Annotated in this window: 16 protein-coding genes, 1 pseudogene and 1 other annotated feature; all 17 genes and pseudogenes read right to left on the minus strand. The window is 37.7% G+C overall.

Translation table 11 applies throughout. From position 1 onward, the window contains the following. Positions 1–146: 146 nt before the first annotated feature. Positions 147–1,538: a class II fumarate hydratase gene (gene fumC, locus CI949_RS07285; protein ID WP_108141371.1), complete on the minus strand. Its 1,392-nt coding sequence runs from the start codon at positions 1,536–1,538 to the stop codon at positions 147–149. A 284-nt stretch (positions 1,539–1,822) separates the two neighbouring features. Beyond that, a pseudogene (locus CI949_RS07290) lies at positions 1,823–2,788 on the minus strand (acyl-CoA dehydratase activase); the annotation flags it as partial. Next, complete coding sequence (locus CI949_RS07295; protein ID WP_133529872.1) at positions 2,789–3,874, minus strand: acyl-CoA dehydratase activase-related protein; 1,086 nt, start codon at positions 3,872–3,874, stop codon at positions 2,789–2,791. Positions 3,875–3,878: 4 nt separating this feature from the next. After that, complete coding sequence (locus tag CI949_RS07300; RefSeq protein ID WP_208108959.1) at positions 3,879–4,922, minus strand: acyl-CoA dehydratase activase-related protein; 1,044 nt, start codon at positions 4,920–4,922, stop codon at positions 3,879–3,881. A 124-nt stretch (positions 4,923–5,046) separates the two neighbouring features. Further along, positions 5,047–5,823: an IclR family transcriptional regulator gene (locus CI949_RS07305; protein ID WP_290764660.1), complete on the minus strand. Its 777-nt coding sequence runs from the start codon at positions 5,821–5,823 to the stop codon at positions 5,047–5,049. 34 nt (positions 5,824–5,857) lie between these two features. Beyond that, complete coding sequence (locus CI949_RS07310) at positions 5,858–6,496, minus strand: hypothetical protein (protein ID WP_108141400.1); 639 nt, start codon at positions 6,494–6,496, stop codon at positions 5,858–5,860. Positions 6,497–6,563: 67 nt separating this feature from the next. Then, entirely contained in the window at positions 6,564–7,547 is a 984-nt protein-coding gene (locus tag CI949_RS07315; RefSeq protein WP_108141379.1) for a type I phosphomannose isomerase catalytic subunit, read from the minus strand. Positions 7,548–7,642: 95 nt separating this feature from the next. Further along, positions 7,643–9,838, minus strand: coding sequence for a cell division FtsA domain-containing protein (locus CI949_RS07320; RefSeq protein ID WP_108141381.1), 2,196 nt, complete (start codon positions 9,836–9,838; stop codon positions 7,643–7,645). A 225-nt stretch (positions 9,839–10,063) separates the two neighbouring features. Continuing rightward, positions 10,064–11,119, minus strand: a complete 1,056-nt coding sequence (locus tag CI949_RS07325; RefSeq protein WP_108141383.1) for an HD-GYP domain-containing protein — start codon at positions 11,117–11,119, stop codon at positions 10,064–10,066. A gap of 136 nt (positions 11,120–11,255) precedes the next feature. Beyond that, on the minus strand, positions 11,256–12,098 hold the full coding sequence (locus CI949_RS07330) for a PfkB family carbohydrate kinase (protein ID WP_290764667.1): 843 nt from the start codon (positions 12,096–12,098) through the stop codon (positions 11,256–11,258). A gap of 52 nt (positions 12,099–12,150) precedes the next feature. Further along, on the minus strand, positions 12,151–12,696 hold the full coding sequence (locus CI949_RS07335) for an ECF transporter S component (protein WP_290764671.1): 546 nt from the start codon (positions 12,694–12,696) through the stop codon (positions 12,151–12,153). Between the two features lie 24 nt (positions 12,697–12,720). Beyond that, positions 12,721–13,947 (minus strand): M48 family metallopeptidase, encoded by a 1,227-nt coding sequence (locus CI949_RS07340; protein WP_290764674.1) that lies wholly within the window; start codon positions 13,945–13,947, stop codon positions 12,721–12,723. 138 nt (positions 13,948–14,085) lie between these two features. Then, a complete protein-coding gene (argH, locus tag CI949_RS07345) occupies positions 14,086–15,492 on the minus strand; it encodes an argininosuccinate lyase (RefSeq protein ID WP_290764677.1) in 1,407 nt (468 codons plus the stop codon). Continuing rightward, positions 15,493–16,707, minus strand: coding sequence for an argininosuccinate synthase (locus CI949_RS07350; RefSeq protein WP_290764680.1), 1,215 nt, complete (start codon positions 16,705–16,707; stop codon positions 15,493–15,495). It abuts the gene before it with no gap. Positions 16,708–16,831: 124 nt separating this feature from the next. Next, positions 16,832–17,041: a binding site (T-box leader), on the minus strand. Positions 17,042–17,185: 144 nt separating this feature from the next. Next, positions 17,186–18,535 (minus strand): HD domain-containing phosphohydrolase, encoded by a 1,350-nt coding sequence (locus tag CI949_RS07355; RefSeq protein ID WP_290764683.1) that lies wholly within the window; start codon positions 18,533–18,535, stop codon positions 17,186–17,188. A 19-nt stretch (positions 18,536–18,554) separates the two neighbouring features. After that, positions 18,555–19,496, minus strand: coding sequence for a carbohydrate kinase (locus CI949_RS07360; RefSeq protein ID WP_290764686.1), 942 nt, complete (start codon positions 19,494–19,496; stop codon positions 18,555–18,557). A gap of 166 nt (positions 19,497–19,662) precedes the next feature. Beyond that, positions 19,663–19,865 (minus strand): GH32 C-terminal domain-containing protein (locus tag CI949_RS07365; RefSeq protein ID WP_290764689.1); only part of this gene is annotated, 203 nt, incomplete at its 5' end.

Here is a 19,865-nt window from a genome sequence, read left to right on the forward strand (position 1 = left end):
ATATTATAGTATATTCCAAAAGAAAAAGTCCTGAGAAAAATTCTCAGAACCTATCAGCTTACTACTTTTATTTTAATAAAAATTACTAATTCAGCGCGGGTTACATATTTCGACATAAATCGGGTGGTTCACGGTGCGTGTACGTTTTAAAGATTCGGTTCGGTCATCTTTTTAGGATCCACGTGTTTTTCGAATTCCTCGGCAGTTAAATAGCCAAGACTTACTGCAGCTTCTTTTAGGCTTGAATCCTCTCTAAAGGCCTTCTGAGCAATCTCTGCTGCTTTATCATAGCCAATTACCGGGTTCAATGCAGTAACCAGCATTAAACAGCTCTCCAGATAGGACTCGATCTGATCTTTATTGGCTTCAATTCCTTTTAAACAGCGCTGATTGTAGGAACTGACAGCATCACCGAGCAGTCTGATTGACTGCAGTATATTGTAAATAATTAGAGGTTTAGCAACATTGAGCTGAAAATTGCCGCTGCCTCCACCAAGATTAACAGCTGTATCATTGGCCATTACCTGAGCTGACGCCTGAAATAAGGCTTCTGCCTGAGTTGGATTTACTTTTCCCGGCATTATTGAACTGCCGGGCTCATTTTTAGGAATATTAATCTCACCGACACCACAGCGGGGACCGGAGGCCAGCCAGCGGGTATCATTGGCCAGCTTCATTAAAAAAGAAGCTGCTGTTTTTAAAACCCCACTCAAATTAACAAAACTATCATGAGCTGCAATTCCGGCAGATTTGTTTTCAGCAGCCACATAATTATTTTCTGTTTCCAGATTAATATACTTAACTGCTTTTTCGGCAAAGCCTGCTTTGGTATTTAAACCCGTACCAACAGCGGTTCCTCCCAGAGGCAGTTTTTTTAAATATTTAAGACTATCTTTGAGCATCTGAGTAATATCGCTTAGCTGAGAGGCATAAGCTGCAAACTCCTGTCCCAGTGTAATTGGGGTTGCATCCATCAGGTGGGTTCTCCCCACCTTAACCAAATCGGCATATTTTTCCGCCTTCTCTGCCAGCACTTCCTTCAAATCTTCAAAAATCGGAAGCAAAAAGTCTTCCACTCTGCCGACAGCCGCCAGGGCCATCGCAGTTGGAAAAGTATCATTAGATGACTGAGACATATTAACATCATCATTGGGATGAACTGGCTTTTTACTTCCCGGCTCTTCTCCTGCCAGCTCTGAAATTCTATTTGCCAGCACCTCATTGACATTCATATTGGTCTGAGTACCGGAACCGGTCTGCCAGAGAGAAATGGGAAAATGCTGATCCAGTTCCCCAGCTATTAATTCCTCAGCTGCCCTTAAAACATAATCTCTTTTTTCTCTACTGATCAATCCCTGCTCATGGTTGGCCAGCACAGCCGCCTTTTTGACAATCCCATAAGCTCGAATTATTTCTAGCGGCATTTTTTCTTCACCAATTGGAAAATTCTCTACAGCCCTTGCTGTCTGTGCTCCATAAAGTTTATCAGCCGGTACTTTTACTTCCCCCAAACTATCCTTCTCAATTCTGTATTCCATAAAACACCTCATTTAAATTTTTGACTTAAACATAAGACTTAAACATAAACATTATCATCTTTTTCGTCACTATCAGCTGCTTCTGATTTCTGAGCAATTTCTGCTTCTTCAGCTGCCTTTTCCTCTTCTTTTTTCTCATCTTCCAGCTCCAGCTCTTCTAACTCACGCATTACCTGCTTTTCCTTTTCCGGGTCTACCTTATATAAATTTGTTTCTTCTTCAGCTTCGGCTTCCTGCTTTTGAGAACTTTCTTTCATATCAGCAGCAGCCGGATTTTGAGCAGTAATTAGAGAAGCTGCCCACTTGCCACAGCGGTCACCAGTTACTGCAATAACCCTTCCATCTGCAATAACTTTAATCACTTCACAGTTATTTGCACAGTCCTCACATTCAAAACTTATAGTTTCAAATTTTTCCTCAGTTAAATCAAAACCTCTAAAATTTGTTTTCTCTCCACTACGCTTAATATCTCTTTTAGCCAGCATTGCAATTCCAATCGCACCCATTACATCATGATGTTCAGGAACAATTACTTCAGCTTCAATCTCTTCTTCAAAAGCAGATTTGATACCGATATTGGCTGCAACTCCGCCCTGAAAAATAAATTTACCCTCTAAGACTCTATTTCTAACCAGGTTATTCATATAATTTCTGACCAGTGCTTCCGATAAACCTTTAATAATTTCTGGTTTGGTAAAGCCATACTGCTGTTTTGAAATCATATCAGATTCAGCAAAAACAGTACAGCGGCCGGCAATCCTAACATCCCGCTCTGCCTCCAGAGCCAGGCTGCCAAATTCTTCAATCTGAATTCCCAGTCTTTCTGCCTGATGGTCCAGAAAAGATCCGGTTCCAGCTGCACAGACAGTATTCATGGCAAAGTCAACCGCAATTCCATCTTCTACAATTATTAATTTAGAATCCTGACCACCAATTTCAAAAATAGTTCCGGCATCAGGATAATAATAGGTTGAGGCTCTGGCATGAGCAGTTATTTCATTTTTAACTGTATCAGCTCCGAGAACATAAGCAATTAACTGTCTGCCACTCCCGGTAACTCCAACTCCACTGATTTCATAATTAGCTAAATCAACTTCGTCCTTAAAATCTTTAAGTCCTTCTTTAACCAGATCAATTGGACTACCTGAGTTGCGGGTATAAAGCTTAAAAACAAGCCGGTTATCTTCATCTACTGCAACAATATTTATACTAACTGAACCAATATCTACTCCCAGGTAAAGATTTTGCATCTACATGACCTCCCTCATATCTTTTTCTTTGATCATATCTAAAAATGCTTCTACTCGGGTTAGTACATTTGCATCAGCGGTCTGCTCATCGATAGAAATTGTTAAGACTGGAATCTCATATTTTTCGGAAAGGTCGTCAATTACACTCTGTGAAACAAGTTCCGGCAGACAGCCGAAGGGTTTAAGATGAATAATCCCATCAAAGCCTCTCTCCTTAAAATTAATGGCATGTCCGATATTACTCCGGGCGTGACCCCCAATTTCAATTTCTATAAATTCCTCTCCCTTTTTTTCTATCTCCTCCAGCTCCTTACCGGTAAAAGGAAAGGCATTTTCTCTGATCCAGTCAGTTAAATACTGAGAGCGCTCAACTTCAAAACCAAAATAATTGACCTTTTCCTCAATCTGATTGTTGATAGACTGCTCCAGGACCACATAAATTTCTCCAATAATTCCAATCCGATAGCGATCTTCTTCAGCAGGAATGGAATCCTTAAATTTATTTAGTTTAGCTAAATATTTATTTCTAGTTTTTTCAATATCCCTGGCGGATTTAATCTGATAAAATTCTTCCTGAGCGTCCAGCCAGATTCTATTGATAACTCCATTCTCATTATATGCTCTTAAAACTTCTACCTGCTTTTCTACTTCATCTAAAGCCTTAGTTAGCTCATAAACAATTTTAATTGTCCGGGCCACCTGCAGCCAGGAACTGCTGCCCTTAAGCTTTTTTACAATCTCATAAAAGTAGCGGTAATCATCACGCGGAGAATCAATAACAATAACTTCTACCTCATCATAACCTAAATCTCTCAGAATTTTTTTATGTACTTCACCATAATAGCCAGCACGACAGGGACCATGTCCGCCGCTGGTCACCAGAGTATCCACATCTTTTTCCATCAGCTTTAAATAAATGCCTGTTATCACTTTAAAAGGAAAACAGGCAAACTCAGGGCTGTGTTTTACTCCCAGATCAATAATCTCTTTATTTGGTTTTGGCGGCATAACAACATCATGACCCAGTAATTCAAAAAGCTTTTTATAGACAATTGTTGGCCCCATATAAGGAAAGGATAATCTCATCTTTTTACTGCTCCTTTTTTAATCTGAGTAAATCAATAAAAGCCTCAATTCTGGTAATAATGTGGCTTTCTCCAGTCTGTTCATCAATTCTTAAAGTCATAAAAGCTTTATCATAATCTTTAGCATCAATTTCGAGAATCTGACCCAGCATCGAATCCGGACCACAGCCAAAGGCAGTAAGATGAATCACTCCATCTATTTTCTGGTTCTTAAAATAATGCTCGGCTGCTCCGTAAAGCTTATTGGTAAATTCCCAGAACATGGGCTTTCTCAGCTCAGCAAGCTCCTTTTCAATAATATCTTCTCTGACCATAGAAAAAGTATGAACCCGCACTCCCATTTCCTTAAGTTTATTAGTGATATCCATATTTATGTACTGATCATAAACATCATAGACATAACCAATCAGAGCAATATCAACAACTTCCTCAGTTGTAGAAGAATTCAGTTCCTCTTTTTGACTCTGAGGCAGTTTTGAACTATTTTCAAATTTTGAAATAAGTTTTTCCAGCACCTCAATTTTTTCTACTCCTAAAAAATCATCAACTAAATAACCTTTATAAAGTAAATTTCTGTACCGCTGCCAGAACTCTGCTGCTTTTTTGAGAGCAGTCTCCATCTCTTTTTTAGGAATTTTGAGCTCTTCTGCCAGTTTTTTGTGATTGGAAAATTGAGAAATATCATCACTTTCAGCTTCAATGATATCTGCAATCACTTCCGCCTTCAAAGAAGGTAGAGAATGTCTGATCATATCCGGCAGCCCTAAAAACTTGGGGCATAAGACTACATCTTCTCTAATAGTTCTAAATCGAGGCAGGAAAATGTAATCAACTTCTTTTTTGTCTAAATTTAACACATGACCAATCATCACCTTAATTGGCACACAAATCTCAGATAATGATTTTTTTACCCCCCTGTCTAACAAATCCCTTGAGGTCTTATCTGAAATTACAACCTTCAGCTTCAGTTCCGAAAAAAGTTTAAGCCAGAAAGGAAAATAATAATAATAAAGTAGAGCTCTGGGTATTCCTATTTTTATATTTTTCATATTTAACCTCCAGAATCTCTGTTGAGAATTATTTATAATTTATAAATATTTTATAGCAATTATTAAATAATTTCAAGCCAATTAAATACAATCAGAGCCATCAATTAAAATAGCTCTTTTTAATCTAATTACTATATCCCAGGGATCTGGACATTTTTTGTGAATATTCGACCACCAATTTTGCCAGTTGATTCATTCGGCTTTCTGTCATTCTGGTTATTGGCGCTGAAATACTAAAAGCCGCCACAACCTCTCCCCGATGATTAAAAATCGGGCCAGCAATACAGCGAATGTCTTCTTCCTGCTCCTCATCATCAACTGCATAACCCTGCTTTTTTACCTTTTTTAAATGGCTTAAAAATTCTTCAACACTGGTAATAGTATTTTCAGTATTTTTTTCCATTCCTTTTTCCTCTAAGATCTCCCTCACCTTTTTTTCAGGCAGGTGAGCCATAATTGCCTTACCCAGACTGGTCGAATGAGCCGGAACTCTTTTTCCAACCTGAGAATACATGCGAATTGTGGCCGTGCTCTCAACCTTATCCAGATAAATAACCTCTCCAGAATCCAAAATCCCAAGGTGAATGGTTTCTTTAGTTTTCTGCATCAATTCTTCTAAATAGGGGCGCACTCTGATCCTGCTGTCAATATCATTTAAAACTTTGGAACTTAATTCAAATAAATTAATCCCTGCAATATATTTATGGTTATCTTCATTCTTTTCCAGATAACCCCTAAATTTAAGAGTATCCAAAAGCCTGTAAACTGTGCTCTTGTGAATATCCAGCTCCCGACTGATTTCAGTTACTCCCATTCCATTCTCTTTTCCTACTATTAATTCCAAAATATCAAGTGCTCTATCAAGCGACTTTATTAACTGGTTTGGTTTTTTAGAAGCCATGATTCATTCCTTTCTAATCTCAAAATACAATAGTTTATTTTTTGAAAAATTTGCTGTTCTTCTCTAATACCTCGCTCAAATATCTCTGAAACCGTGACGGCCTTTTAGTTTTAATATAAAAATAGCCAATAGTTGAGGTGATCAAAGCACCAGCACAGTCTTCCATCAGATCAAACATGGTGTCGACAAGACCTGATTTCTGCATATTTAAGCCAAAAATAGTATCCATCCAGAATTCAAAAATCTCCCAGAAAACACCAATAGTTACTGCAAATGAAAAAGCAAAAACTGCTACAAAAATTGGACTTAAAACCACATCAATATTTTCATTTTTATTTAAAACATAGACCATTACAAAGCCAATAAAACCCATGCCCATCCCATAAATCAGATGCAGCATACTATCCCACCACCAGAAGCGGTAATAAAACTCTCGCTGTTCCCCCAGATACATTGAAGCAAATATGAAAACGATGATAATGAACTGAAGACCGGTAGGAATCTGCAGATAATTCTTATCAGTTAAGTAAGATGGTAGATAGATCAAAATAATTGCCAGTACTGAAGTAAAAAGGTTAAGCCAGTTTTCAGCTATAAAATTACCAACTACTGCGGCAAAAAGCAAAAAGAGAAAAAATCGTGTCAGATAAAGCTGTATCTTTTCCTGATCCATAAAATTTCCTTTCATTATTTAGATAAATCTTTTCCTGCTAGAATAAATCAACTTAACAAAATAGCATTTACTCAATAATTGATAAAATCTGATCCTGGTTTTTTTCTAGATCAGGGACATAACTTTTCATTAATTTTAAATTACCCTCGATTCTAAATTCTTCGGAATAAGCTGGAATCAGCACACTTTCAATTTCATCTAATTCAAGCTCCTGATCACCATAGATTAGTTTGCCTGATCCTTCGACTACTGTCAGGATATAAAATCTCTGCTGATCACCCTGATCCCGATAGGCTTTCTTTACATCGATAATATCAAGGGCAAATTTATCATTCAAACAGAAATAGCTGTAATCATAATCATCACCACAGACTTTAAGACCCTTTCTCTTTTCTGAACTTAATTTAAAATCAATAACATCCATTGCCTTTGACAGGTGCAGTTCCCTGCCGCGGCCGTAATCATAAACTCTGTAAGTTGTATCACTGCTCTGCTGAATTTCGGCCAGCATAATTCCAGCTCCTATCGCATGGAGCAGCCCGGCCTTAATAAAAAAGACATCGCCTTTTTCAACTTTAATCTTTTTAACATACTGATTAATCTCATCATTCTGGACTGCTTTTTTGAATTCACTTTCTGAGCAGTCTTCAGTTCCAATTACTAAATAAGAATCTTCATCAGCATCAATTACATACCAGGCTTCTGTTTTACCAGCCTCACCCGGGTATTTAGCAGCATACTCATCATCTGGATGAACCTGAATTGAAAGCTGAGCCTGTGCATCAAGGATTTTTAATAAAAGCGGAAATTCCTCTGCCTCTATTTCCTCACCCAGAATCTGCTGTGGATACATTGCTGTTAATTCTTTTAGGGTTTTTCCGGCAAGCTTTCCATTTTGAACAATACTCATTCCTGCTTCCTGAGCAGAAACATCCCAGCTTTCTCCAATCTGACCATCTACCTCTGGCAGATCATCTCTATAATTTTGAAGTTTCGTTCCTCCCCAGATTTTTTCTATATATTTGTGATCAAATTTTAGCGGATAAAACATATATTATTCCTCCCAATCTATATTTAAAAAATATTAATGTTTAAGTCTAAAAACATAAATAATTATTATAAACAAACAGTTTAGCCCTGCTTTATTTAAGCATTCAGTTTAACTTTTAATTTATCACCATCATTTATCTTTGCAGAAAGATTAACAGGTTCACCATTTAAAATCAACTGCATTTTCTGCTGCAGCTGCTTTGAGATCCCATAATTAATATAATCAAATACTCCTTCAACAGTTAAAGTGCGCGAAAAAGCTCTGATCTGATCTCCAGCCTGAATTTTGTAAGTTAAATCTACACTTTCTCCATTAACCTCTACTTCCCAGCGCTGGTTGGGAACACTCAGTTCACTGCCGTTGAAATAAAAATCAATTTCCTGATTACCTTTTTTCCGCAGTAAATTCCTGATAGTCAGACTCTCGTCTTCTTTTTCTTCAATCTGAAGTTTTAAACCAGCTTCTAAAGGACGATCAAGATCAACTTTTTTGCCTTCAGCTGTAGTCACAGAATAACGAGAGATTACTGCTTCCTCTTCTCTACCGTTGAAATTATATTTTATGCTTTCATTTTTAAAACTACCAGCAGGTAATTCCAGCAGCTGGGCCAGGGCATCCCTTACAGTCTCTGGAACTGTATATTCAATCTCAGCTCCGTCAACTAAATCCTGGTCTAAATTTACCAGACTGCCATTCTGAAAAACTCTGGTCCCAACTTTATTTTTAGTGCCGTTTAAATAGATCTGATAGCTGCACAAATCTGCAGCCGGGATAACATCCTTAATCTCTGCTTCAGCATTTTGGCCGGGTCTGCCGGCTTTAAAACTGATTCGGTCACCATTTGTTACCCGCTGCTTCAGTTTCGCCTCTTCCTGATTAAGCAGAATCTTAGCCGCAGTTCCCAGCTCACCTTTGACAGTCTTAAGCTCACCATTAACTGTCGCAGTAAGTCCCATTCCCGGTCGAGGACTGAGCTGCTCCATTTCGATATCAGCTGCCAGCAGTGTATCGGCAACTGTTGGTTGGGAGAGAGTAAGCAGATTAATTCGATCTCCATTTACCTCTACCTCAATAAAAACTGCCTTACTCTGTGTTTCCCTGGTGCTGACTGCAATCCCAAGTGGAGTTAAAGTCTGGGTAGTGTTGATCCCGCTTATCTCTCCTTCAATATTATTTAAGTCTTCTCTTTTTCTGATTCCAATTCTGCTTTCAATTATATCAATTTTTTCAGCAAACTTTTCCTTCAGCCCTGGTGTCAGACTTCCACCACCAATAAAAATCACAGCCTGTGGAGGTGCAGAATTGATTTCAAGAATACTTTCTGCAATCGAGCTGCTCAGCTGCTCCAGCTGTTCTTCAACTGCAGCCAGAACCTCATCTTTATTTAATTCCAGACTCTCACCCAAAATAGTTTTGACTGCTAAAACTTCATCTTCTAAGAGACTGCATTTTACCTTTTCTGCATTATTATAATCAATTAAAAACTTTTCTGAGATAATCTCTGTTATCTCATCACCGGCCACCGGTACCATCGCATAACCTGAAATAGAACCACTCCTAGTAATCGCAATATCAGAAGTACCGGCTCCTATATCAACCAGAGCCAGATTGAAATTACTCATCGCCTCTGGAATTACTACCTGAGAAGCAGCAATTGGCTCCAGAGTCAGGTGTTCAACTTCCAGACCAACTCTGTTAATTACAGAAAGCAGAGAATCAATAACAATTCTGGGCAAAAAGGTAGCAACAAGTTCAACTTCCATATTTTTACCCCGCTGTCCTAAAAGATGACCCAGTTCCATTCCGTCCAGCCTGTATTTGCGGACTGTATAGCCAACAAAGTGGTAATCTACTGCCTTAATTTTATTTTTCTTAGTTTCCAGCCCCTGACTTTGATAAGCCTGCTCCTGCTGCTGATCGTTTTTGAGCTCAGCCTGAGCCTTCTGAATAGTTTTTAATTCCAGAGTTTTGAGATCTTCTTCTTCTATATATCTGCTTCTTTCCAGCTCAATATTATGGCTTTTAGTTACTGTTTTTAGAGCTCTTCCCGCAGCTGCAATGGCCACATTTTTTAAAGTCAGCCCGGATTTTTCTTCCAGTTCCTTTTTTACTTCGGCCACAGCTTCTGCCACCCGGGCCACATTATGTATTTGACCATCAAGCATTGCTCTGGTCTGATGTTCTCGCACAGCAGAATTAACAATTTGATAGCCAGTTTCAGTTTCTTTTATTAAAATTCCAACAATTGTTCTGGTGCCAATATCCAGAGCAAAGGTAATCTCACTGGTCATAAAGATATTCCTCCCTGTAAACATTTAATAAAAATAAGTAAATTTAATTTTCCTACCTGCTAATTATATTCTATATTCAGGTAGATATCCCTTTAAATTAATCGAAGAAAAATCATCTGAAGCTGCTTAAATAAAGAAAACTATCTTCCCAATCAACTTAGAAAGATAGCTTAAAAAATCGGATTAAATTTTTATTTAAACCAAAGTATTTTATTAGAAAATATATTAAACAATCACCTTAGTAATTACAATATTCATGTGCTTTAAAAGATCCAGTTCCTTATCCAGCTCATTACCTTCATCATCTTCGATTAATCTGAGAACCGGTCTGGTCGGAAACCCTACATTCTGAGTTCTGACTACCGCCCGATGCCCACTGCTTAAAATCACTTCCGAACCATTGGGATAAAAAGAAACCTGAGGCAAAAACTTTTTAACCAGTTGATAATCAAAGAGCTGTTCTGTATGGTTCATAATATACTCAGCTGCTTTATAGGTCGGCCATCTATCTCTGTAAACTCGATCACTGGTTAAGGCATCAAAAACATCAGCAATAGCAGCTACCCGGGCAAATTCGTGGATCTCATCACCTTTAAGCCCTCTAGGGTAGCCGGAACCGTCAACCCGCTCGTGATGTGAGTAAACAACTATTCTTGACAGGGGACTAATTGACTCAATCTGCTGCAGGTAGTTAAATCCTAACTCCGGATGATTTTTTATTATTTCAAACTCATGATCTGTTAATTTAGCCGGCTTGTTTAAAATCTCCTCAGGAATAAGGGTCTTACCAATATCATGCAGCATCCCTCCCATTCCAAGTTTAAAAAGCTCACTTTTACTGTAACCGAGCATTTTACCGAGGGCTATACAGACCACACTAACATTTACTGAATGCTCATAAGTATAATCACTGGTGCTTTTTAGACTTACTAGATTTAATAAAACATCCTCATTTAGAACCAGCTCATCAGTAATATCTTCAACAACATTCTTTAGGTCATTAGTATTTAAATCTATAAAACCATTTTTGATCCTGTCAAAGGTATTGGTAACTATTTTCTTTCCGGTGCGCCTGGTGCTGTCTTTAATTGCATCATTGATTTCAATATCATATGAATACCTATCTTCAATATAAAGATGTTTTATCCCCAGCTCTAGCAGCTTACTTTTATATTTATATAAATTATTAACACCTTTATTTAGTAGTATATTTCCATTTTCATAAATTGGTTTGGCTAATTCCATATCTTCTTTTAGATTTTCTGTTAAGACTAAGCGCATATACTATAATCCTTTCCCCAAAATAGTTAAAATAATTTTCCCTAAAAACTATTTTCTATAAAAATTGTTTAATTCCTCTTTAATTGCTAAAATAAAGCTGAATTATTTTCTTTTAACTATTAAACAGATATTATTTTTACTTATGAACATTTTTATGAATTATCTGCTCCTCTTCTCTCGGCTCAGAAACACCCAGAGCTCCTCTTACTTTACAGTATTTAGCTGCTGTTTTCAGTCCTTCAGCCAGAGCATGATGATAATCTTTTTCGTTTTTTGCCAGAGAAGTTAAAAAAGCTGCTGTTAAGGCATCACCTGCGCCCAGAGTATCAACTGCTTCAACAGGCAGGGACTTTTCTCTAATTATTTCTTCTCCAAGCTGCATCAGAACACCGTCTTCACCCAGGGTTAAAATAACAGCCTCAAGCTCAAACTGAGAAAGCCAGTCTAAAAAGGCTTCCGGGTCCTCCTGACTCTTACTTTCTGAGAAAAAAGCAATATCTACTCTGGGGATGATATCCCCAATATATTCCCTGTTTCTGAGGTAAGAAAAATCAAATGACAGTTTAGTCTTATAGTGCAGCTTTGGTAGGTAATTTTCAAAATAGGAATAAATATTACTGTGGACAATTTTAGAATTTTTGATAATCTCCAGCACATTTTTATTGATTTTTAAATTTTTATAGACTCCCTTATCAACTGCCTCAATAACCGCTTCCGAACCCTGACGACGGACAATTGACAGTGCATTCCTTCCTTTTCTAATATCATTAACAGGATAGGCAACTTTTTCTTTTTTTAAAGTTTCATATAAAAATTTAGCATTCTTATCTGTCCCAAAAACTCCATAATAAGCTGCTTTAGCTCCCAGTCTTTTGGCGATTACAGCCGTATTATAGGCTCCTCCCCCGGCGTAAACTCTCTTTTCCTCCGGGTAATAGTCTGCTATATTATCACCTACAGAAAATATATCATACTGCATAATTATTCCTCCTCAGTTTTGATTTTTTTAGTTGAAATCATTCAGTCTAAACTTATTTAACCATTCTATTAAACTCTGCAAATTCCTTAATCGGTTTGATCTTTTCAACAATTAATGGAATAACTACCAGCTGAATAACGATTCCTGGAATTCCAGTTACAAATGCCCCTTGCATAAAAGGAATAAAGGGAGGATTAAAATCAAAGATTGGTCCAACAGCTATTAACGCCAGTCCATAAACAAAACGTCCCAAAATCATGGCAGCAATTAAACTCAAATATATATTTTGAGATTTATTAGAATAAAGATAGCCAGCAATTAGACCAAAGGCTGCCAGTTCAAAAGCCATGAGAAAGGTAATCGGCGGCATTACTGGCGGCATTGCAAAGAGCAGAGTGCTGAACAGAGGGGTAATAAAGCCGATTAAAGTTCCATAAAAGGGGCCTAAAATTAAAGCTGTTAAAAATACCGGAATATGCATCGGAGAAATTAAATTCCCCAGAGTTGGACTTCCAGCCAGATTAACCAGCCGCGGTAAAATCAGACCCAGAATTAATAAAAAACTTGCCCAAACTAACTTTCTTGTTTTATTTTTCAAAGTGACCACTCCAAATTTTATATATTATTTAAATTGAATACTTTCAATCAGTTTTTCTATTAGCTGACGCTGTTCAGCCCTATTTTCAGCACCAGGTTTAAAACTCAACTTTAAAAGCTGCTGCTGATCTTTCTGACTAATAAAATAATCAAGCTTAAATTCCTGACTGCGGTTTAACTGCAGCTGATAAATATCAAGCTGCTCATCTGCAATAGTTCGTTTTTCTACCTGATAGCCATTTTCTTCAGCCTCGATGGCAGCATAATTAAACTGTTTACGAGCCGTTTCCATAAAGTTTTTGGAACTCAAATCTTCAAAATAGATTTCTGCATTTAAGTCTTCAGCACTCAGCTGATATCTAAATTTGACCTCCTGTTTTAAAGCCCTCGCTTCATTTAAATTCCAGCTTTTTGGATAGGAAAAGGAAATCAAACTGTTTTCAAAGTGACTAAACTCGTTTCTCTCAGGCATGGTTAAGCCCTGATCACTGCCTTCCCGATTATTATTTTCAGCAGTCTTTTTTGACTTCTGCTCAGCAATGTATTCCTTGAGATATTCAATTCTACTTTCCGGAATTGGATGAGTCTGAGTGAATTCTAAGAGCTTAAAATTGTTACTGTTTTCTTTAAAAATCTGCATCAGCTCGATCAATCCCTGCGGATCATAACCACTGCGGAGCATTAGATCGACCGCATAGATATCTGATTCCTGCTCCTGCTCCCTGGAATAACCATTGGCAATTAAATTTTGAGCGACATTGGTCATTGTCTGGTAGTCATTATCTGTAAAATGATTAAAAAGTAGATTTAATAGTGATAGCCCCAGGTTTCTTTCTAAATCCTCGGTCAGGTGTTCTTCTACAGCATGTCCCATCTCATGTGCAATCAGACCGGCCAGCTGATTTTCGGTACTCAATTCCTGCAGCAGCCCCTCAAAAAGCATTATATTACCGTCACCTATATAATAGGCATTAATCGTCTGATCGTCAATATGGTGGACCTTAAATTCCTCATCTTTAAATTTATCTGCGATCACATTTGCCTCCAATCTTTTAAGAGTTTCATACTCCAGACTGCCGGCTCGAAATTCTGTAATCCTGTATTCTTCATCTAAATCTTTGTACAGCCTCTCTGCTACATCTTTCTCATAATCAGAAAAAGCTGAAGCAGTTGAAATACTAATGATACTAATTAAAAAGACTGTTAAAATTACTGTCAAAACTTTATCTAAAGCAAAATTTGATTTTCTCACTTTATACCCTCCAATCTTTAGTAGTTTACTTATATATTTATTGTAATACTTTTTCGGCAAAAATAAAACCCCTAATTTAGAATTATTTTGCTCACTAAATCAGAGGCTATTTTTGAATAATTTTCTATTTAACTATTTTTATTTCTGAGCTAAAAACTTTCTTTCTTCTTTGATAACTCGTTTACTTTCCTCAAATGCCGGGCCACCCTTAGTTGCATGCGAATTAACTGCAGCCTCGACAGATAACTTTTCTTTTAGTTTATCAGCATCAACCTTAAGGTAGTCTCCTAAAATTTCTTCCCATTCCGGCTGCTCAAGCTGATCGAGCTCTTTCTGCTTCTGGGAGGCAAAAAGCACAGCCTCTCCGACAATTTGATGTGCCTGACGGAAGGGAATACCATTTTCAGCCAGAAAATCAGCCAGCTCGGTTGCATTTAAAAAGCCTGTGGCTGCAGCCTGCTGCATCGCTTCTTTTTTAACTGTCATAGTCTTTAACATTTCTGGATATAGTTCCAAAATAACTTTCAGAGTATCTACACTGTCAAAAAGGCCTTCCTTATCTTCCTGTAAGTCCTTATTATAAGCCAGCGGCAGACCCTTAATAGTCAGCATCAGCTGATTTAAGCTGCCGATAACCCGTCCGGTTTTACCTCTTACCAGCTCGGCCAGATCCGGATTTTTCTTCTGCGGCATAATTGAACTGCCGGTTGTGTACTGGTCGGCAAGCTCGATAAAGGAAAATTCTTTTGAATTCCAGAGGATCACTTCTTCACTTAAGCGGCTCAAATGCAGCATCAGATTCGAAGCAACAGAAAGAAATTCCAGCACAAAATCCCGATCACTGACTCCATCCATTGAATTTTCGCAGGCCCGCTCAAAGCCAAGCTCCTGAGCCGTAAAATCACGGTCTAAATTAAATGAGCTGCCGGCCAGAGCTCCAGAACCCAATGGTGAGACATTGATTCTTTTTAGAGCATCCTGAAAACGCTGATAGTCCCGCTTTAACTTAAAATAATAGGCAAGCAGGTGATGACCAAAGGTTAAAGCCTGAGCCCGCTGCAGGTGAGTGTAACCGGGCATTACAGTTTCTGCATGCTCTTCTGCCAGCTCAAGCAGCACCTGCATAAACTTAAGAATCATTTCCATTATCTGTTCGGTCTGATCTCTTAAGTAAAGCCTCATATCAACTGCAACCTGATCATTCCGGCTGCGGCCAGTATGGAGTTTACCTCCGACTGCACCAATTTTAGCAGTCAGTCGGGCTTCCACCAGGCTGTGGATATCCTCGGCTTCCTTAAAATCAAAAGTTCCCGCTTCTAATTCAGCTTCAAGATCTTTTTTGACAGCTTTTAAGCCTTCAGTTATTTTTTCCACCTCGGCAGCAGTTAATATCTCCTGTTTACCCAGCATTTTAACATGGGCCAGACTGCCCTCTATATCATATTCCATTAAATTAATATCAAAAGGAAGAGAGGCATTAAATTGATCCATCAGCTCAGATGTATTTGCCTCAAATCTTCCTCCCCATAATTTACTTTTTGCCATCTATTTTTCTTCTCTCTTTTTCTGATTTGCTACCTGTAAGGGTAAAGCCCAGAGGTTAATAAATCCTGGAGCTGATTTATGATCAAAATTATCACTTTCATCATAAGTTGCCAGTCCGTGATCATATAATGAATACTCAGATTTTCTACCGGCCAAAGTGCAGTTTGCTTTGTAAAGCTTAACTTTAACTGTCCCGGTTACTGTTTCCTGAGACTTTTCAACAAAGGCATCTAAAGCATCTCTTAAAGGTGAGAACCAGAGACCGTTATAAGTTAATTCAGCGTATTTAGCTGACATTTCAGCTTTGTAATTTTTGGTGTCACGGTCTAAAGTTAAATCTTCTAAAGCTTTGTGAGCTGTAATTAAAATTTCACCGGCAGGTGCTTCATAAATCTCTCTCGATTTAATTCCAACCAGTCTGTCTTCTAACATATCGATTCTACCGACTCCGTATTCAGAACCAACTGCATTTAACTTTTCTACCAGGTCAATCGGAGACATCTTTTCTCCATCAATTGCTACTGGAACTCCTTTTTCAAAATCAATTGTAATATATTTCGGCTGATCTGGAGTATCATCTACATCTTTAGTCCACTGATAGGCATCTGCAGGCGGCTCAGCCCAGGGATCTTCTAAGACTCCACATTCAATACTGATTCCCCATAAGTTCTGGTCGATACTGTAGGGACTGTCTTTGGTCGCCTTAACCGGAATTCCATTTGCCTCAGCATATTCAATCTCTGCATCTCTGGAAACAAATTCCCAGTCTCTTAAAGGTGCGATAATTTCCATTTCTGGAGCCAGAGCTTTAAATGAAACTTCAAAACGAACCTGGTCATTACCCTTACCTGTACAGCCGTGAGCTAAAGCATCTACTCCCTCTTTTTTTGCGATTTCTACCATTCTCTTAGAAATCAGCGGCCGAGCCAGTGCTGTTGCCAGGGGGTACTTCTCCTGGTACATTGCGTTCACTTTAAGTGCAGGGTAAACATAATCGGTAATAAACTCTTCTCTTATATCATCAATATAAGCCTTAGAAGCACCTGTTGCCATAGCCTTCTCCTCAACTGCATCCCAGTCCTGAGGCTGGCCTAAATGAGCGGTATAAGTAATAATTTCTGCATCATATTTGTCCTGCAGCCACTTAATCGCCACTGAAGTATCAAGTCCACCTGAATACGCCAACAAAATTTTCTTAATTTCTTTTTCTGCCATTTTAAATATTCCTCCTTAGATTTTCTGCTCTCTTTTCAATCCTCAACAAATCAGACCAACAATTTTCTTTAAATATATTTTCAGCAAAAAAGCTGCTAAAAACTACAAAAACCCGCCTCCATATAATAGAGACAGGTTAATATCCGTGGTACCACTCTGCTTGATAAAATAATTATCCACTTTCAGCTAATTTAACGCAGTTCTACGTTTTTTCCTACTGAGTTCAGAAAAAAACCTCACAGATGCGCTTCAGAACCAAGTTTCGCTCGAGCTCTCACCATCCTCGATTCGCTAACTCCACTAAAATTCTTACTCTTCTGTTCACAGGTTTATTTATGTTTATTTTTAAGTATTATATAGTATTTAATTGCTGATTGCAAGAGATTTTGTAATATTTTATTGAACCAGGTCCAAAATCGTCGTTTTGGACCTGGTTATAGTGAATTATTTAACATGATGTAATTTTGATGAATGAAATTTAGGAATTAATCATCTCTCTCATTTTTAAAAATTCAAAAACACTGAAATTAACAGAGAAAAAATAATCAGAAATTTCTCTGGTTGTTTTACCTTCAGAGAAAGTTTTTAAATCTTCTCGGAAAGCATAAACTTCATCAAGATACTCCAGCAGTATATCCAAAATTTCTCCCTCAAAATGCTGATCGCGCTCACTGCTGATTATATCCACACATTTTTCCCGCGAAAAAGCATCTTTATATACTCTTTTTGAAGAAAGGGCATCAAAAACATCTGCCAGAGCCACTATTCTGGCTTCAACTGGGATTTCTTCACCTTTAAGACCCCGAGGATAACCGCTGCCGTCCCACTTTTCATGATGAGAATAGGCAATATTGTAAGCCATATTTAATATTTCAGAATGTGAACCTGCCAGTATTTTAGCGCCAATTTCAGGGTGATTCTGCATTACCTCATATTCCTCAGCAGTCAACTTTCCTGGTTTTTGTAATATTGAATCTGGAATCCCGATTTTTCCAAGATCATGCAGCAGAGAAGCAAAAAATATATTTTCAATTCCTTTTTGATCTGCTCCCAATTCCCTGTACATTAAAGCTGAAGTAAAGCCAATTCTCAAAATATGAAAAAGACTGTCTTCATCTCTAAACTCACCGGCCTCACATAGCTTCTGCATAGTCTCACGACTCAGCTCTTTATTATCCTTTACCATTTCATCTAAACGCATTTCCTTTTCTTCCAGACTGCGCAGTTTGTCTTCTAACTCAAAAAGAGAATCATTGATAAATAGAGAAATTAATTTCTGAAATTCGGGTTTTTGATTTTTCAATTCTGCCGGCTGCCAGTCGCGGTCAAGATAATTAATCTCTTTCTGGGCCAGTAACTTCTGATAGTAGGCTGCCGAATCAGCAGCAATTTCTGAATCAAGGCTCAAAAAGCCTTCAAAAGTTCGGTAATTTTCTTTATTAATTCTCTGCAAACCTGGAATTTCCTTAGTTGCCAGCACTGCAGAATAATCTGGATGAATTACTGTAACCGCCCATTCTTCAAGCAAAGGTGAAGCAGCTTCCAACTCAACAAAAGTTGTATTTTCGAAATCCCTGCTGGCGTCTTTTGGGATATTCTCAGCAAATATAAAAACCTGACGACAGAGCTGATCAAATTCCAGATATCGCTCTCTCTCATAGAGAAAATATTTGTAATCCTGGAATAGAACATAGATATCTGCAAATAGTCCGTATTCTTTTACCACTTTTTCTACAGAGTGAGACATTGCAACCATTGAAGCTTTAGTGTAAATGTCTATTTCCAGGGTTGAACTGCTGCCTTCTAAATATTTATACAAGCCCTGCACAATTTATCACCATCCTGTATTACAATTCTAACTGCTGAACCTCTTCTAAAGTTGGCAGAGCAGCCATTGCCCCAGAAGCTGATGCTGCCAGCGAACCGGAATAGTTGGCAAATTTTAAAGTTTTCTCTAAGAAATCATTATTAATTTCTGCCAGGGTCAAATCAGTCTGATTGAAATTATATAAAACTCCAGACATAAAGGCATCTCCAGCTCCGGTTGTGTCAACTGCATCTACCTTAAATGCTTCTACAAAACCTAAATCATTTAAATAATAATATGAACCTTCACTACCACAGGTGATAAATAAGACCGGTATTTTATATTCTGCCTTTAAGATTTCAGCACCCTTTTTAATATCCTTTTCTCCTGTTAAAAATTCAAGCTCTTCTTCAGAAACTTTAACTATATCAACTTCATCCATTACAGATAAAATCATTTCTTTTGCTTCAGCTAAGGAATCCCAGAGCATTTCTCTTAAATTTGGATCATAAGAAACCAGCATATTTTTCTCATGAGCCAGCTCGATACCTTTTTTGGTTGCCGATCTAGCAGGCTCATCGATTAAAGAAATGGAACCAAAATGATAAATCTTATTTTCTGCAAAAAGCTCAGCATCAATTTCATCAGCCCGCAAAAACCTATCTGCACTCGGATCTATGTAAAAATCAAAACTGCGGTCCCCATCTTCATCTAAGGTAACAAAAGTAATAGCGGTCTTTGCTTCATTTGTTAAAACAAGGTTGTCAATATTAACTTTTTCCGACTGCAGTTTTTGAGCCAGAAAATTACCCAGGACATCATCTCCCACCTTGCCAACAAAACTAACATCCACTCCCAGTCTGCTTAAAGCAACAGCTACATTGGCTGGCGCTCCCCCTGGATTTTTGCGAAAGTCCATATTCTGATCATCTAATGGTGTAAAATCAATTAAAGCTTCTCCTAAAGTTATTACTCCCTGCATTGAAAATCCTCCTTATTAAATTGAAAAATATTTCTTTTATTATAACATAAATAGAGCCAAATCAACATTGATTGAGAGAAATTTTTGCTCCAGCTGCTTTTAGACCGGATGAAAAATTGCTCTCTGCTGATTTGACTCTTTGGAAGAGAATTATTAACTGATAAATTTACCAAATACTGTTCATTTCAGATATATTTAATTCGTTTATTTTAATTTCAGAGTTATTCAGGCTCAGTTTAATCTCGTTTGAATCTTTTTCTGGAAAAACTAAATCAGTAATTGAAATTTCTCCATCGTCAATAAAAATCTCTACTGATGAATGATCAACATAAATATCTAATATTAAATTATTACTGCTGCTGATTCTAT

This window comes from Halanaerobium sp., assembly GCF_003070835.1.

Bases quoted from the DNA above. Each gene is read 5' to 3' on its own strand.
- fumC (WP_108141371.1), bottom strand. From the start codon at position 1,538: ATGGAATACAGAATTGAGAAGGATAGTTTGGGGGAAGTAAAAGTACCG.
- CI949_RS07295 (WP_133529872.1), bottom strand. From the start codon at position 3,874: ATGAGATTATCCTTTCCTTATATGGGGCCAACAATTGTCTATAAAAAG.
- CI949_RS07300 (WP_208108959.1), bottom strand. From the start codon at position 4,922: ATGAAAAATATAAAAATAGGAATACCCAGAGCTCTACTTTATTATTAT.
- CI949_RS07305 (WP_290764660.1), bottom strand. From the start codon at position 5,823: ATGGCTTCTAAAAAACCAAACCAGTTAATAAAGTCGCTTGATAGAGCA.
- CI949_RS07310 (WP_108141400.1), bottom strand. From the start codon at position 6,496: ATGGATCAGGAAAAGATACAGCTTTATCTGACACGATTTTTTCTCTTT.
- CI949_RS07315 (WP_108141379.1), bottom strand. From the start codon at position 7,547: ATGTTTTATCCGCTAAAATTTGATCACAAATATATAGAAAAAATCTGG.
- CI949_RS07320 (WP_108141381.1), bottom strand. From the start codon at position 9,838: ATGACCAGTGAGATTACCTTTGCTCTGGATATTGGCACCAGAACAATT.
- CI949_RS07325 (WP_108141383.1), bottom strand. From the start codon at position 11,119: ATGCGCTTAGTCTTAACAGAAAATCTAAAAGAAGATATGGAATTAGCC.
- CI949_RS07330 (WP_290764667.1), bottom strand. From the start codon at position 12,098: ATGCAGTATGATATATTTTCTGTAGGTGATAATATAGCAGACTATTAC.
- argH (WP_290764677.1), bottom strand. From the start codon at position 15,492: ATGGCAAAAAGTAAATTATGGGGAGGAAGATTTGAGGCAAATACATCT.
- CI949_RS07350 (WP_290764680.1), bottom strand. From the start codon at position 16,707: ATGGCAGAAAAAGAAATTAAGAAAATTTTGTTGGCGTATTCAGGTGGA.
- CI949_RS07360 (WP_290764686.1), bottom strand. From the start codon at position 19,496: ATGCAGGGAGTAATAACTTTAGGAGAAGCTTTAATTGATTTTACACCA.